Annotated in this window: 17 protein-coding genes and 1 pseudogene; 11 read left to right on the top strand and 7 right to left on the bottom strand. The window is 60.3% G+C overall.

What is annotated here, in order from left to right; all coding sequences use genetic code 11:
• Both I5W_RS06430 and I5W_RS06425 read right to left on the bottom strand, forming a co-directional pair.
• The coding region (locus I5W_RS06430) for a glycogen synthase (protein ID WP_044528611.1) at positions 1 to 699 on the bottom strand (699 nt) is incomplete at its 3' end.
• Between the two features lie 409 nt (positions 700 to 1,108).
• Positions 1,109 to 1,336 carry a dodecin gene (locus tag I5W_RS06425; protein WP_017450568.1) on the bottom strand — a complete coding sequence of 76 codons (228 nt, stop codon included), beginning with the start codon at positions 1,334 to 1,336 and terminating at the stop codon, positions 1,109 to 1,111.
• 454 nt (positions 1,337 to 1,790) lie between these two features.
• Here I5W_RS06425 and I5W_RS06420 point away from each other — a divergent pair, with 454 nt between their 5' ends.
• On the top strand, positions 1,791 to 1,991 hold the full coding sequence (locus I5W_RS06420) for a hypothetical protein (protein ID WP_017450567.1): 201 nt from the start codon (positions 1,791 to 1,793) through the stop codon (positions 1,989 to 1,991).
• 129 nt (positions 1,992 to 2,120) lie between these two features.
• On the opposite strand, the gene norR is transcribed toward I5W_RS06420, so the two are convergent.
• Entirely contained in the window at positions 2,121 to 3,707 is a 1,587-nt protein-coding gene (norR, locus tag I5W_RS06415; RefSeq protein WP_044528609.1) for a nitric oxide reductase transcriptional regulator NorR, read from the bottom strand.
• A gap of 168 nt (positions 3,708 to 3,875) precedes the next feature.
• Here norR and hmpA point away from each other — a divergent pair, with 168 nt between their 5' ends.
• Positions 3,876 to 5,069, top strand: a complete 1,194-nt coding sequence (hmpA, locus tag I5W_RS06410) for an NO-inducible flavohemoprotein (RefSeq protein ID WP_044528608.1) — start codon at positions 3,876 to 3,878, stop codon at positions 5,067 to 5,069.
• A 309-nt stretch (positions 5,070 to 5,378) separates the two neighbouring features.
• Complete coding sequence (locus I5W_RS06405) at positions 5,379 to 5,735, top strand: hypothetical protein (RefSeq protein ID WP_017450564.1); 357 nt, start codon at positions 5,379 to 5,381, stop codon at positions 5,733 to 5,735.
• Here I5W_RS06405 and I5W_RS06400 read toward each other — a convergent pair.
• From I5W_RS06400 to I5W_RS06395, 3 genes and pseudogenes are all read right to left on the bottom strand, one after another.
• A pseudogene (locus I5W_RS06400) lies at positions 5,736 to 6,733 on the bottom strand (2-hydroxyacid dehydrogenase). It lies immediately after the preceding gene.
• A gap of 125 nt (positions 6,734 to 6,858) precedes the next feature.
• Complete coding sequence (locus I5W_RS33160; RefSeq protein WP_252716917.1) at positions 6,859 to 7,077, bottom strand: hypothetical protein; 219 nt, start codon at positions 7,075 to 7,077, stop codon at positions 6,859 to 6,861.
• Positions 6,987 to 8,798: a hypothetical protein gene (locus tag I5W_RS06395; RefSeq protein WP_252716916.1), complete on the bottom strand. Its 1,812-nt coding sequence runs from the start codon at positions 8,796 to 8,798 to the stop codon at positions 6,987 to 6,989. The genes I5W_RS33160 and I5W_RS06395 overlap by 91 nt, the downstream gene beginning before the upstream one ends.
• Positions 8,799 to 9,177: 379 nt before the next feature.
• On the opposite strand from I5W_RS06395, the gene I5W_RS33835 reads away from it, so the two are divergent.
• Positions 9,178 to 9,303: a hypothetical protein gene (locus tag I5W_RS33835; RefSeq protein WP_017453481.1), complete on the top strand. Its 126-nt coding sequence runs from the start codon at positions 9,178 to 9,180 to the stop codon at positions 9,301 to 9,303.
• Positions 9,304 to 9,369: 66 nt separating this feature from the next.
• Positions 9,370 to 9,828, top strand: coding sequence for a CesT family type III secretion system chaperone (locus I5W_RS06390; protein ID WP_237741953.1), 459 nt, complete (start codon positions 9,370 to 9,372; stop codon positions 9,826 to 9,828).
• 168 nt (positions 9,829 to 9,996) lie between these two features.
• Here the strand turns inward: I5W_RS06390 and I5W_RS06385 are convergent, their stop codons facing one another.
• Positions 9,997 to 10,419 carry a hypothetical protein gene (locus I5W_RS06385; protein ID WP_238814146.1) on the bottom strand — a complete coding sequence of 141 codons (423 nt, stop codon included), beginning with the start codon at positions 10,417 to 10,419 and terminating at the stop codon, positions 9,997 to 9,999.
• Positions 10,420 to 10,493: 74 nt separating this feature from the next.
• On the opposite strand from I5W_RS06385, the gene I5W_RS06380 reads away from it, so the two are divergent.
• The 6 genes from I5W_RS06380 to I5W_RS06365 all read left to right on the top strand — a co-directional run.
• Complete coding sequence (locus I5W_RS06380; RefSeq protein WP_252716915.1) at positions 10,494 to 11,846, top strand: J domain-containing protein; 1,353 nt, start codon at positions 10,494 to 10,496, stop codon at positions 11,844 to 11,846.
• Positions 11,847 to 11,861: 15 nt separating this feature from the next.
• The gene (locus I5W_RS06375; RefSeq protein ID WP_017453477.1) at positions 11,862 to 12,404 is read left to right on the top strand and encodes a hypothetical protein; all 543 of its coding nucleotides are present in this window, start codon (positions 11,862 to 11,864) and stop codon (positions 12,402 to 12,404) included.
• 113 nt (positions 12,405 to 12,517) lie between these two features.
• A complete protein-coding gene (locus tag I5W_RS32370; protein WP_171426908.1) occupies positions 12,518 to 12,670 on the top strand; it encodes a hypothetical protein in 153 nt (50 codons plus the stop codon).
• A gap of 123 nt (positions 12,671 to 12,793) precedes the next feature.
• A complete protein-coding gene (locus I5W_RS06370) occupies positions 12,794 to 13,003 on the top strand; it encodes a hypothetical protein (protein WP_017453475.1) in 210 nt (69 codons plus the stop codon).
• A 122-nt stretch (positions 13,004 to 13,125) separates the two neighbouring features.
• Positions 13,126 to 13,287 (top strand): hypothetical protein, encoded by a 162-nt coding sequence (locus tag I5W_RS32365; RefSeq protein WP_017453474.1) that lies wholly within the window; start codon positions 13,126 to 13,128, stop codon positions 13,285 to 13,287.
• Positions 13,288 to 13,691: 404 nt separating this feature from the next.
• Positions 13,692 to 14,341: hypothetical protein (locus tag I5W_RS06365; RefSeq protein ID WP_044528606.1), on the top strand; the 650-nt coding region annotated here is incomplete at its 3' end.

Below are 14,341 nucleotides of genomic sequence, written 5' to 3'. Positions count from 1 at the left end.
TGCCGCAGCCGAACGCGGGGTCATGATTTCTTCGGCATAGTTGCGGCTGACGGTAGAGACGCAATCCGAGAAGCGGATGCCGGCCTTGAGGAAGGACAGCTTGCCCCAGTATTCGACGCCATCGCCGGTCAGCAGATGTTGCGGGATGCCGATCTGCTCGGCCGACTCCAGGGCGAAGTTGCCCTGGAAGGCTAGGTTGTGGATGGTCAGCATGGTGCCGATGTGATCCAGCCCGCGCAACTTCAACAGACAAGGAATCAGACCGGCGTGCCAGTCGTTGGCGTGCACCACGTGCGGCGCCGGCAGGCTGGTTTCGCCGGCGCAGATGGCCACGGCCGCGTGCGAGAGGTCGGCAAAGCACAGCGCGTTGTCGCTGAACTCGACACCATCGGTATCGAGGTAGGGATTGGCGCCGCGCTGGCGAAAGCGCGCCGTATCCAGCAGCAGCGCCGGCACGTCGGTACCGGGGATGGTGCCGCGCAGAAGCCGCCCGGCGCCGCCGGGCAAGCCGTGCTTCAAGCCGATCTGCACGGTCTCACCGAGATTGCGGACCGCCTCCGGATAGGCGGGCATGAGGATGCTGGCATCGATGCCAACGTGGCGCAATGACACCGCCAATGCGGTGATCACGTCGGCCAGGCCACCGGTCTTGACCAGCGGCACGGCCTCTGAGCTGACTAACAAAACTCGAGCTTGCAAGATGGACCCCTAATGTGTGAAAGCACCTGAGATGGAAAGCACCCTTGGCTCGACGTATCACATCGATCTTCCCCTTGGCCGTGGCTTGATCCGGTGGGCCAGGGCGAAGACCCGTCCTTGTTGTGGTGTTGGACTGGACAGTCTTTTGTGCGCCGATGATTAACGTTATACGGATCAGGACCCGTCGCCACTATCGGACAGCCACGTGAGATCGCGTAGGATGAATCCTACTGTTGCAGCGCGGCGAAAACCGCGCGGGCAATGGCTTTGCGCGCCCCTCCTCAACATGGAAAATACGGATGAGATGCTCGCGCTGCGCTGCCAGATGAGCTTCTCCAGACGCCGCTCAACATGAGATGAAAAAATATGGCAGCGAGCGCTGCCATATAAAAACTCGAATACCTTGCCCTCAGGTCTCGACCCGAAAACCGATCTTCAAACCCACCTGGAAATGGGCCAGGTTGCCATCCTCGACATGACCTCGGCATTGGGTGACCTCGAACCAGTCGACGTTCTTGACCGTCTTGACCACGTCGGCCAGGGCGTTGCGGATGGCTTCGTCGCTGCTGTTGGGTGAACTGCCGACCACCTCGATGATCTTGTAGGTATTGGAATCGTCCTGCTTGCGCTCGTTCATGCGATCTCCTTTGGGTGCGTTAGCTTGAACCAGCAGCTTAGGAGCCGCCGCGCGCAGGCGGCATCGGTGGATGTCACGCATTGGCGTAGGACATCCTGTGATCAGGTGAGCCAGCGCCGGCTGCCCATTCATTGCTGTGCAGCAAAGCCAGCCGGCCCCATTAGATGCAAAGGATTGTCCGGCCTCAACACTACCCCGCTTCCTACAGAAAATTAAGTCAGCCAACACCTGTTGCAGCGCAACCAAAAGGGCTAATATTCCACTATCTGGCTTGCCATAATGTTCATATCTTTAGGGCCTATTCACATTTAATCTGCGAGATTAAATGTGAATAGGCCCTAATGCGCAGACTGTCGCCAGCCTTCTTGGCTGGCGTGCGCCGAACATGGGCCGCCCTGCCCGTGCGCCACATGGCGGCGGGCCAGCACGAGATTTTCATCCCTTGGAGATCATCATGTCGCAACTCAACCCTGGCATTCCCAGCAGCACCCAAGCAAGTGCTCCCGTGAAGGTCATCAGCGCGCCGCCCGAAGACCTGCAACACGTCAACGACGATGCCGCTGCCGCCCGTCACCTGACCGCCATCCGCATCCGCGGACAACTGGCCGAACTGGACAGTGAGCCGCCCCAGGCCGGATCGGTGCATCAGGCGTAAAGCTTCACCTTCAGCACGGCAAGACCAAGGCCGGAACCAGGATGGGCTGCTGCCCAGAGTGGTTCCGGTCTTTTTCTTTCATATCGCCCTTATCCGCCCTTATCCGACCTTAACCTCCCTTAACCGCCTTTAACGCAAGCCCAGCCGCCTGGCCAGCCGGCTCAGGTTGGCCCGGTCCAGTCCCAGTTCACGGGCGGTGGCGGCGAGATTGCCGGCATTGCGTTCCAGGCTCTGGCTCACCAGTTGACGCTCGTAGCGCTCCACGGCCTGGCGCAGGCTGTCTGGCGCAGGCGCATCGCCTGGGCTCGGCTCGGCCGACGCGGCAGGCGCTACGCTGGCTAACGGGTCCAGCTCGGTCGCGTACAACTCCAGCGCTTGAGCATCCAGCGTCAGGATGGCCGGACGCGTCGGGTGCGCAGCCAGGGCGCGCAAGGCGCTGCGACCGATCAGGTGTTCCAGCTCGCGGATATTGCCCGGCCACGGGTACGCCAGCAGGGAGCGCTGCGCATCGGCCGCCAGGCGCAGGCTGGACAAGCCCAGTCGCGCCCGGTTCTGTTNCAAGGAATAGCCCGCCAGCAGCAAGACGTCGCGCCCGCGTTCGCGCAGGGGTGCNACGCGGATCGGAAACACCGACAGGCGGTGATAGAAATCGGCCCGGAAATGGCCGCGCTTGACCTCTTCGGCGAGGTCGCGGTTGGTGGCGGCAATCAGGCGCACATCCACCCGGTGCTCGCGATCCGAGCCCACGCGCTGCAACTGGCCGCTCTGCAACACCCGCAACAGCTTGGCCTGCACCGCCAGCGGCAGTTCGCCCACCTCATCCAGGAATAGCGTGCCGCCATCGGCCATCTCGAACTTGCCGCGCCGGTCGGCCACCGCCCCCGAGAACGCGCCCCGCACGTGACCGAACAATTCGCTTTCCACCAGGGTATCGGGCAAGGCCGCGCAGTTCAGGCTGATCATGGGCTTGGCCGCACGCGGCGAGGCGGCGTGCAAGGCATAGGCCACCAGTTCCTTGCCGGTGCCGGTCTCACCGGTGACCAAGACCGTCATATCGCTGGGCGCGGCCATGCGGATTTCTTCCAGCAACTGGCGCTGGGCCGGACTCTGGCCGATCAGCTCGCGCTTGCCCTGGCTCTCTTCCAGCCCCAGCCGGTAGGCTTCGGCGCGCTGGCGCGCCTGCTCACCGGCTTGCGAGAGCGCATTGATGCGCTCGGCGACGTTGACAGTGGCCGCTGCCAGCGCGGCGAAGGCTTGCAGCGAGGCCATGTCCACCCCATCGAAACGCCCCGGCCCCAAGGCATCGAGCGTCATCAAGCCCCACGGGCGGCCATTGACGGACAAGGCGCAGCCCATGCAGTCATGCACCTCCAGCTCGCCTGAATGGGCGTGGTTCAAGCCATCGACCAAGCCATCGTAGGGATCGGGCAAGGGTGAATCGGCGGGAAAGCGCGTCGGTGCGGCATTGGCCAGCAGCACGCCGAAGCGCGGATGGTCGGCGATGCGAAAACGTCGCCCCAGGGTATCGCTGGACAGGCCGTCGATGGCCAGCGGCACCAGCAAGTCCCCCTCCAACCGCAACAGGGCCGCCGCATCGCAGGGAAACAGCGCCCGCAGGCTGTGCAGCAGGCGGCGGTAACGCTCGCGGTCATCGATGTCGCGCGAGAGGTCGGCCACCAGAGGCAGCAAGGCATCAAGCAGGGCTTTGGAAGTCATTTTGACTCATCACAGAATGATATATAGTCATTATGACACAGGTTCAAACCACATAGAAACAAGCCAAGCCATTGATTTTATTGGGAATACAGGGTGGCACGCCTCTTGTAATAAGCCTGGTGGACCGGGCCATCCCGGCACATCCACTCCACCATTGAAAGGTCCGCCATGCTTACCGATGCCCAACTCGCCATCGTCAAATCCACTGTTCCCCTGCTCGAATCGGGCGGCGAGGCGCTGACCACGCATTTCTACAAGTTGCTCATGCGTGACTATCCCCAGGTGCATCCGCTGTTCAATCGCGCCCACCAGGCCAGCGGCGACCAGCCGCGTGCGCTGGCCAATGGCGTGCTGATGTATGCGCGCCATATCGACCGCCTGGAAGAACTGGGGCCGCTGGCCGCGCAGATCATCAACAAGCACGTGGCCGTGCAGGTCATGCCGGAACACTACCCGATGGTGGGCGACTGCCTGCTGCGCGCCATCCGCGAAGTGCTGGGGGCCGAGATCGCCACCGACGCCGTGCTCGATGCCTGGGCCGCTGCCTATGGCCAACTGGCCGACATTCTCATCGGTGCCGAGCGCCAGCAATACGATGCCAAGGCCGAGGCGCCTGGCGGCTGGCGCGGGGCGCGCAATTTCGTGGTCACGCGCAAGGTAGCAGAGAGCGAGGAAATCACCTCCTTCTACTTCATGCCCCAGGATGGCGGCGCGCTGCTGGACTTCGAGCCGGGCCAGTACATCGGCTTGCGCATGGTGGTCGATGGGCTGGAACAACGGCGCCAGTATTCGCTCTCGGCACCGCTGCGTCAGGCTGGCCAGCCGCTGCAATACCGCATCAGCGTCAAGCGCGAGGCCAGCGGCAAGGTCTCGCGCCAGTTGCACGACCATATCCACGTGGGCTCGGTGGTGGAGCTGTTCCCGCCGGCCGGCGACTTCACGCTGACCGCCAATGCCAAGCCGCTGGCCTTGATCAGCGGTGGCGTGGGTATCACGCCGATGATGACCATGCTGGCGGCGGCCTTGCCCAGTGGCCGGCCGATACACTTCATCCATGCCGCCCGTCATGCCGGCGTACAGGCCTTCCGGCGCGAGCTGGAACAACTGGCGGCACAGCATCCGCAACTACAGCTGCACTTCTGCTACGAACAAGCGCGCGCCGGCGACCCGGCAGCCCACGCTAACGGCTTCATCGACCCGGCCCGGTTGCAGCAATGGCTGCCCGCCACGCGCGACATCGATGCCTACTTCGTCGGCCCCAAACCGTTCATGAAGGCCATCAAGCACGCATTGGCCGAGCTGGGGGTACCGGCGGCGCAGAGCCGATATGAATTTTTTGGTCCGGCTGCGGCCTTGCAGTGAGTTTTTCGCCTCTTTTTTCAAGCAAGGATGAAGCATCATGAATCTGGACAAGTACCGCCCTCGCCTTGAACACGCCGAGGCCCATCGGCTGTCCAAACTGTTCGTCGAGCGGTAGAAGCGGCCTGACGCGCTCTTCCAGGCGGCACACCCCTGGTGTGCCGCCTGGCAGCCAATTTTCTTGATTCTTTACAAAAGTCGCTGACCCCGACCCCACCCATTCGGGAAGGATTGATCTTCAACAATTTTCCGCGGCGCAGCAAATGCTAAGCTGTGTACTCCCCTCTCCGCCGAAAGACCAGAAAGACCATCATGAGCGAAAAACTGAGCGCCGAGCGCCATACCCCCGATGAATTGAGCCAGGAGCTCGAAGCGCTGGACCTGGAAATCGTCCGCTTCGCCGTGATCTGCCAGGTGCGCCTGTTCGATCCGGGTGTACTGAACCATGTGATGGACAACAACGAACAAGTCTGCGGCCAACCCCATCCGACCGCCTTCCAGAGCCTGCGTGGCCTGCTCTATCTGCATTTCGACATGCACCGGCAACTGGCCCAGACCTATGGCGCAGCCGATGCCGAACAGATCATCCAACGCGTGCATGAGCACCTGCGTCCGCGCATCGGCGAGCAACTGGGCTCGCTGTTCGATACCCGCCAAGTCCCTCACTGATCAGGCCACCAGCCGTTCTCCCAGGCTCACGCCGGCAGCAAAATCGCTGAGATTGGCGATGGTGGTCTGCATGATCTGGCCGATGGCCTCTTCCGTGAAGAAGGCCTGGTGGCCGGTGACGATCACGTTGGGAAGGACACCAGACGCTGGATCACGTCATCGGTGATGATGGCGGAAGACAAGTCCTGGAAGAACAGGCTGGCTTCCTGTTCATAGACATCGATGGCCAGGCCGCGCAACTGGCCACTCTTCAAGGCCGCAATCACGGCTTCCGTATCGACCAGACCGCCACGGCTGGTATTGACCAGGATGCAGCCGGGCTTGGTAGCGGCCAGACTCTCGGCATTGACGATGTAGCGGGTGGCCTCGGTGAGCGGACAATGCAGGGAAATCACATCACTGGCGGCAAAGAGCGCCTGCTTGTCGACGTAACGTCCACCCAGCGCTTCGAAGTCGGGATTGCGATACACATCGCTGCCCAGCAGCGTGCAACCGAAGCCGGCCATGATGCGGGCAAACAATGCGCCGATCTTGCCGGTGCCGATCACGCCCACGGTCTTGCCATGCAAGTCGAAGCCCATCAAGCCTTCCAGTTCGAAATTGCCTTCCCGGGTGCGCATACTGGCGCGCGCGATCTTGCGGTTGACCGCCAGCAGCAGGCCGACGGCGAATTCGGCGACCGAATAAGGTGAATAATCCGCCACCCGCGCCACGCTGATGCCCAGTCGCCGCGCGGCCTGGGTATCGATGTGGTTGAAGCCGGTCGAGCGCGTGGTGATGAAACGCACGCCCTGGGCCGCCAACCGCTCCAGCACGGCCGCGCCGAGGTCATCGTTGACGAAGGCCGCCACGGCGTCACAGCCCTGGGCCAGTTGTGCGCTGCTGCTATCGAGCCGGTCTTGCAGGAACACCAGTTCGTGGGTATTGCCGGCGGCGGCATTGGCTCGCTGCAGCAGGGTCTGGTCGTAGCGGCGGGCGCTGTAGACGGCGGTTTTCATGTCGGGCTTTCGAGGAGATAGGAAGCAGGCGTCTGCACATCTTGCGCACACATGGATGGCGCATATTGAAACACGCCTGCTGCCGCCCTACCTTGATCAGTCTCAGTTCTGCGGATGGTCCAGGATCAGGGCAGGAATTCGACCTCGACTTCACGACTGTCCGAACGGCCTTCCTGGTCGATCACGCGGATCTGGTAACGCCCGGGTGCAGGGGGTGTCCAGTTGAGGCTCTGCCCCACTTCGGCCTTGCCGATCAGGCCTTCGTTGACGAACCAGAACAATTGCTGGTGCGTCTGTACCGCGTTGGCGCGCAGCAGGATGGCGTCGGCGCGCGAGAGCCGCAGACTGTAGATGGCGCCGGGATTGGGCGAGACGATCTGCGGCCCATCTTCTGCCTGCGGGTTCGCAGGATGACCACAGTCGAGTTCCTGCGGCGGCTCCTTGCGTGCAATGCCTGCCTCCTTGAAAAGCTTGCGCATATCGTCTGACCAGTACTCGAAAATCTCCACCCGGCTGCCCGGACCGTCCACACAGGTGGCCCGGCCAGTGCGCTCATCGATACGCACCGCCCGGTGCAGGTTGCTGACCTTGATGGGGGACTTGCCGGGGATGAACCGGAGATGGTGTACGGGAAACCGCCACGGTCGCCGTAGGTGCCCTTGACGGATTCGTAGGACTCCTTGATTTCCTGGCGGATCAGTTCCGGGGTTTCCTTTTCGGCGATGTCGAAGGCACGGATACCGTCGCCATGGCCAGTGCCACTGGGCTTGATGATGACGCGCTTGCCCTCGGCCAGCATACTCAGGACCTCCTTTTCTACGTCTTCCAGCGTGGAAGCCTGGCGGTTGACGATCTCGCGCGAGAAACCCGGATAGGCGGCACCTTCAGCCTTGTTGAACTGGTTGGTAAACGCGTAGGCATGGCCCTTGGAGGCGGCCGGCACATAGCTGATGTTGTTGGAGGTGAATTTGCTCGTATCGAGTTTCTTGCCGCTACCCTCATTGAGTGCATTGATGTTCAGGACCAGGCGATCGTTGCCGATGAAGCTGACCTTGCGGCCATTGAGGAAGGGCGTGCCGTCCTGGATCTCGATGGCCTTGGCCAGTTGCGCGGTATAGCCGACCAGCACGGTAGGTTGGGTGGGGTTTTCCCAGTTGTGGCCATTGAGGATGGTTTTCATCTTTTCCACGCCATCCTTGTCGCGCCCCGGTTTTTCCAACGCCTTGCTGTTCTCGATGACCGGCTTGCCATCTTTCATGACCAGGGCGTCGGCGTCAAAGCTGTCGATGCCAAGCACCTGCACGCCCAGGACTGGCTGGCCGGTCTTCTCGGCCTGCTCCTGCTGTGCCTGCGAGATGGTGGTCTGCATGGCATTGGCGATCATCAGCTTCTCGTGGATCTTCTTGCTCTGGCCGAATGCCGGCGGATCTTCACGTCCCGAACAGGCGACCAGGAACAGCGCCGTCGGTTCTTTTTCGAGGATGTGGCTGACATTGCCAAACGAACTCATCACCGTGTCCAAGGTATTGGGCTCCATGGTGGTGATGTTGCCGTAGCCAGTGCCATTGAGCTCCAGCAGGGTGGCGCGGAACTCGCTGGAGTCGCGCACCTTGTAGGGCATGATATCCAGCGGCGCCACCACGAATTCGGTCGGGTTGATGTTCGCAGGCAGTGGTACTGCCGAGGCATCGCCAAAATGCTTGGCCAGCGCCGCGTCCTGCCCGCGCTGGGTCTCGAAGTTCTGTTCCAGCTTGACGTCGCGGACCAGATCGGCCACGCCGGGGCTGGTCATCATCTTGACGAAGCCAGGGCCCAGGCGCTTTTGCAACAGCGTCAGATTCTTGGCCGCGAGGCCATCGTCCTTGCCGGTGATGTTCTGCAGAATGTCGGCGACAACGGGATCGGTGACCGCACGCAGCGCCGAGGCACGCGAGTCGGAGCCGGAGACTCGGGGCGTACCGCTGGTTTCAGTCGGAGTCGTGGCGCGGGAAGGGGATTGAGGCGGGGTCTCTGCGTAATCGTCATAGTCGCGCTTGACGCCACTGGTGGAAGGAATGTGAGCCATTTTTTTTCTAACCTTTGTATTCTGTGAATTGCTTGATGAACCGAAGATAGTTGCCGTGTAACAGCGGCATGTCCGCGCCAATGGGAGGGCGGTGTGTGCATGTCACGCCAAAGGGGTCTTCGGGTTGGATGGCGGGAAATTTCTTGAACCCGCGTTATTGAGTAGAGCCGCGAAAAGAGCTGGTTCCATGGGCTGCGGTGAAATGGGACCAGGCAGGCGATCAGGCCGCGACCGGCAGATCGGGGAGGGTGGCGCGGGGCGCGCGTACCGATGCTAAAACTGGGAATGATCGATACACGAGAGGGAACCCGGTGCAGTGCAACGCTCACTCATGTCGACTCATGTCGAGTCGATCTCACTTCAAGGAAAGGAGTACATCATGTCGCTAATCGGCGGTCTGTTCCACGCACTGACTAATCCACTGGAAACCCTGATGGACCCCGTGGGTACCTTCATCAAGGGATCCGTGGAAGACAGCATCCCCAAACCGGAAGACATCAAGTAAGACGGCAGGCCGGAGCTGGCACGTCCAAGGATGTGTCATCTCCAACTTGCAGACACAGCGCCCTCCTTGACCGACACAGATCCGCCACAACAACAAGCAAAAATGACGATCAGCCGTTACCGACACTTGATTGAACAACTGGGCGCGCATTTCCGCCTGCCGCTGCAGGGCAGCCTGCACCAGGCCACCACCATGCAAGTAGACGGGGTGGAACTGAACCTCTACCACGGCGGGCTGATCGTGCCCGACAGCGTGCTGCTGTATTGCGAGTTCGGCCCGCTGCCACGCTTGCAGCGGGAGCAGGTATTGCTGCGTTTGCTGGAAACCAACATGTATCTCTTCAACACCAACTGTCCGGCCTTCACCTACCAGGCGCAGAAGGACAGCATCTTCCTCATCTGCCGCTTTTCACTGAGTTCGGCGACACTTGAATCGACCCTGGAGCTGTTTGATTTTCTGGTGAGCCTGGCACTGCGCTGGCGTCGTGACTACTATCTCTTTGGAGAGGACGAGGCGGGAATCTGAGAGGAAGAAACATTCACACGCAGCACTGTTCCTGTTTGAGGAAGAAGAGCCGCAGAGGATGATCCCGGCATGGCGGGATCATCATTGGATTGCTGTACCACCTGCCGATGCCGCACAGGTGGTGCGATGACTAGTCGGACCAAGTCATCGCAAACAGCGTCAAAGGGATCAGCCGCCCTTGATGTCACCGCCGCCAGAGTCACCGCCGGAGTCGCCACCTTTGGCTGCATCCAGGGTCTTGGTGTCCACGCCCAGGGCACCGGCCAGCTTTTGCTCTTCTTGCGGACTGATGGTGCCTTTGGTCAGTTTCTTGAGCAGCTTCTTGATATCGTCATCGTCGCCACCGCCACCACCACCACCACCGTTGGCGCCATTGGCACCGTTGTTGGAATCCGATTTTTGTGCCTGTTGCGCTCGATTTTCCAGCTCCTTGACGATGGCATCCTTCTGCCATGGCTCCATGCCATCCTTGCCCAGGGCCTTGAGCAGGTCGCCGGACGATGCATTTTTCAGGGTCGACGAGAACGAATCCATTTCAGCGCCGGTCGGGATGCTGCTGACGCTGCTAGACGACGAGATACCTAAGCTCATGTTATTTCCTTGTAAGAGTTGAAGGGAACATCATTACTGCCCCGATAGGTTGCAATCCGGGCGGTAACAGTTCCGTGGAGTACTTCCATTTCGTCGCGAAGCCTCGCCACGTGGGCCTGGGCGCTCGTCATCAATGGAACCGGAGCAAGGCTGTGGCGACAGAGAAATCAGTTCGGCGAGGTGCTCTTCGCACCGCCTCTTTTTCGGGGAAGGACAGGATGCCCATTCATAACAACTTCAGTTTCAGATCGATCAGCGACTATCTCTCGCCACGCGGTGAGGTTGGCACCAGAATACGCGGTGGCGCGGCCAGACTATCCTCTTCGTTTAGTGCAATGCGCAACAGTGCCTGGGCCAAGAAATGTGCCCAGTTCGATGCCGCTGGCCTGGCTCGGCGCCTGCGCAGCCATCCGGCTGCGCAACAGGCTTATGCCGTCGCGCGTCAGCGGCTGGGAGAATTGCAGGCGCAGATGACTACGCTGATCCAGGATCTCTATGGCAAGCTCAAGCAATACGGGATCTACAACAGTCATCAACCGCATGATGCAGAGCGCGCCATTCATCTTCACTGGCGTGCAGTACTTCCTCTGGGCGCGACCATTCTGCCGGGTGCGCAATTCGACAAGAAAGCAAGGATGGAAAGACTGGTATGGCACAGCCAGGGCGTGAAATGGCACGGCACCCATGATGTCAGCACGGGTACGCGCCTCTCGGTGAGCGACTGGAGAAGTACAGGCAATGGCTGGCAGCAGCGTGAAGAGATCGAGCACCATCTTGAGCGCCATTGGACGACGAGTCGACATGAAGGGCCACCGCTGCGGCATTTCAGGGTTTTCTCGCCAAGCATTCCCGATAGCCATGGCTGGTTTGTCGGCATGATCCAGGATCATGCCGGTAATACCGAATGGACGACCTATCGCCATCCCGGCCTACACCTGCATTTTCGTCGTACTGGCTGGAGCAAGCCAGATCAGAACGGAGTCGTTTCGCGCACAACCTATGATGAACTGACCAAGAACAACTGGCACGATACCTACCATCCTGCTACCGGTGCACATCACTCCAAGTCGGATTGGAGGACCTGTGCGGATGGCGCCGGGCAGGAACGCACGGTCAAGGATCATGTCACCGGTCATGTTTTCATCGAGGTCAACGCAGAGTTTGATCCCTCCCGCTTCGCCGACCAGCAATACGTGGGCCAGGACTTGAACAAGCTGGCGCAGGAATCGCTGGCCGCACTGGGTCTGGAGTCGGGAGAACGGGACCAAGGCAAGATCAGAACGCGATTCAGGATGCTGACCTTGCGCTGGCATCCCGATAAACAGGCAGGAAAAAGCGACCAGGAAAAAGAGCAGGCGCAGCAGATGTACGCAAAGATCGATGCTGCCTACAAGTTCCTGTCGAGCCCTGCTTATGCGCAGCTTTGAAATGGAAGGTTCAACATGGAACGTGATGCATTGACGACCTACTTCTCCTATCCCGATCCGCATGGAGAAGGTGCGCTGGAGCGTATCCACAGTCATCTGCCGATCCGCCCCGAAGAACTGGTCGGCGGCACCGACTTTGCTGCCCTCGCGCAAGCTGCACAGGCCGGTGAGGAAGGAAGCGCGGGGCGCCCGCTTCAACAGGATCAACAGGGGCTGCGGCAACTGGACGCGCTCAAAAATATCGGTCTGTCCGAGCAGGAGATGGAGCTGCTGCGCAAGCAGCTCCAGGAAGGCATGTCGGCCGTGATCGACCAGGTATTTGCGGCCCTGGTCAAGCCTGCGGTTCAAGCCAGCGATCGGCCCGAGGAGATGGATCTGCGCACTCTGATGAAAATCTCGCGCGATGGCGAATCATTGATCAGGAACGGCAGGGAATTGGCCGAGGATCTGGTCATGGGCAGCCTGGTTAACTGGAGCAACGAAGTCTGGGATCCGAATGACCCGGACACCAGTGCGGCTTCCTCTGACCATCTTCTGATCAAGATGCTGCAGCAGTAGTAGGGCAGCGCTTAGATGGAACCGGAGCCCCGCCAGCTTCCACTCACGAAGGACCGTCAGATGGTGCTGAGCTATCCGGCGGCTTTTCTTAATCACTTTTTATGGAGGTCATTATGGCAGCAGTTGCAGCAGGAGCAGCAGCGGGTTCGGCGCACGGCATCGTCGATCAGGAAGGTACCGACGCGGCCAAGACAGCACTGGACGCAGACAATGCGAAACTGAAGATGGGCAAGGCGGGGCGTGATAACTCCTTGCAGCTGATCTGATCGCGGGTACTGTCATTCTTTAGCTCTGGCGCGAACGGGAGCCTGGAGGCCTCGTTCCGCCCCCTCATCAACGCCGGATGGGGCCGCTGCCGGTACCTGTCCACCACTTACTGAAGGAATCTCATGAGCACATTTCAAAGCCAGCTTGACAGTGCATATCAAGCGCAGCAGGGCGCTTCGCGCATGGACAGCGCCAATCCCATGGTGCAATCCGCCCAGCAGGGTTCTGCCGAGGCCATCGAGTTTCAGTTGTGGGTATCGCAGCAAGCAACTTCACTAGCCAAACTGAAAATCTTTAACTCCATGGCCAAGAACGTTAACGATCAGCAATAAGCGCGTAAAGCTCTTCAGTATCGCGACATTGCTGGCCGCTTTCGGGCCACCGTTCTGCAATCCTGTTAGCGCGACCAGCCCAGCCATATCGTGCTTCCGTTTTCAGCATCAAGGAAGAAACCATGATCAGTTCCTCTTCGATTGCCAATGGCGCCGACGGTGGTGCCAGCCGTTCCATCCAGACCCAGGAGGGTGTGAGCGCTGCCAAGGCCGATCTTGACCACGTCGCTATCTTCACCAGATTCATCAAAAAGGCCGAGGAAGCCGCGCAGTCGGCCATCTGAATCATCGGCCCCATCGGCACAGACCAGCGTGGCTCGTGGTCCGTGCCGTCTGCACCAGCCTCCCATCTGGTCAGCTGCTACCGGACTGTCTGACTAGAACGCATCTCACGCCTATTGATGAAGTGAGTTCTACGTAGATCACAACGCGCCTGCACAAGTCTCGGCGGCGAGCCGCCTGGCGACGGACGGCTCCATCCTTTGTGGCCTATCCCATAGCCGGCGGTGCAGTGTGTGCTTGCTACAGGCATTCAAAACGGAACCAAGCCCCGCGCGGCGTCACTCACTCGGGAGTCCATGGGCGTTGCGGCAGTTGAAGGCATGGCGTTGGAGAAAAGCATCTCCAGCAATGGATGCCGCCACGCTACAAGGGCGTGCGGATAGTCCACCATTTTTTGGAGAAATCTATGTCGGTAAATATCACCACCACGACCACCACCACGACCACCTACAACATCGACCAGGAAAATTTCCTTCCTGGCGCATTGCCGGATGGTCAGTTCGATCCCGAGTCCAGCGATATCCTGTTGAAGGAGGGCGATGGCTCGACCTCCAATCTGGTCAACAATCTTCCTATCTCCGACAACCTCAAGGGCGCCATCCTGAGCTTGATGGGTCTGGGCGGTGGACGCATGCCCTCCAGCTTGAGCGCGGCCAACACCATCCGCAATTTCCAGCAGGAGAACAATACCGGGCTGCTGTCAGCCAAGCAGATGAGTGATATCGCCGATACCGGTTACTACCAGGACAAGAACGGCAACCTCAAGCCGGTCTCGACCGATGTCCAGGCCGCTGCCCAGGCGTTGATGGCCAATGGTGGGGCACTGTTCAAGCAATTGGAAGCAGCCAACACTGGCAAGCAGGATGGCTTGCTCGGACCCAAGGATTTTCCGGCCGCCATGCGCCGGGGGATCTTGTCGGGGGACTCCGGTGCCGACCGGACGGTTCCGGGCAACGGACTGGCGGGTGACTATCTGCTGCAGGCGGTGATGCAGGGCTTGCTCTCCAATGGTCAATCGGGCTACGAAGCCGGCAAGACGATCGACAGCTTCATGAA

Origin of the sequence: Herbaspirillum sp. B65 (assembly GCF_000333555.1) — a bacterium.
GTDB classification, from domain to species: Bacteria; Pseudomonadota; Gammaproteobacteria; order Burkholderiales; family Burkholderiaceae_D; genus Herbaspirillum; species Herbaspirillum rubrisubalbicans.
The sequence above is the reverse complement of the archived record's forward strand: the minus strand, read 5'-3'. Positions and strand labels throughout refer to the sequence as shown.

Bases quoted from the DNA above. Each gene is read 5' to 3' on its own strand.
- I5W_RS06425 (WP_017450568.1), bottom strand. From the start codon at position 1,336: ATGAACGAGCGCAAGCAGGACGATTCCAATACCTACAAGATCATCGAG.
- I5W_RS06420 (WP_017450567.1), top strand. From the start codon at position 1,791: ATGTCGCAACTCAACCCTGGCATTCCCAGCAGCACCCAAGCAAGTGCT.
- hmpA (WP_044528608.1), top strand. From the start codon at position 3,876: ATGCTTACCGATGCCCAACTCGCCATCGTCAAATCCACTGTTCCCCTG.
- I5W_RS06405 (WP_017450564.1), top strand. From the start codon at position 5,379: ATGAGCGAAAAACTGAGCGCCGAGCGCCATACCCCCGATGAATTGAGC.
- I5W_RS06395 (WP_252716916.1), bottom strand. From the start codon at position 8,798: ATGGCTCACATTCCTTCCACCAGTGGCGTCAAGCGCGACTATGACGAT.
- I5W_RS33835 (WP_017453481.1), top strand. From the start codon at position 9,178: ATGTCGCTAATCGGCGGTCTGTTCCACGCACTGACTAATCCACTGGAA.
- I5W_RS06385 (WP_238814146.1), bottom strand. From the start codon at position 10,419: ATGAGCTTAGGTATCTCGTCGTCTAGCAGCGTCAGCAGCATCCCGACC.
- I5W_RS06375 (WP_017453477.1), top strand. From the start codon at position 11,862: ATGGAACGTGATGCATTGACGACCTACTTCTCCTATCCCGATCCGCAT.
- I5W_RS32370 (WP_171426908.1), top strand. From the start codon at position 12,518: ATGGCAGCAGTTGCAGCAGGAGCAGCAGCGGGTTCGGCGCACGGCATC.
- I5W_RS06370 (WP_017453475.1), top strand. From the start codon at position 12,794: ATGAGCACATTTCAAAGCCAGCTTGACAGTGCATATCAAGCGCAGCAG.
- I5W_RS32365 (WP_017453474.1), top strand. From the start codon at position 13,126: ATGATCAGTTCCTCTTCGATTGCCAATGGCGCCGACGGTGGTGCCAGC.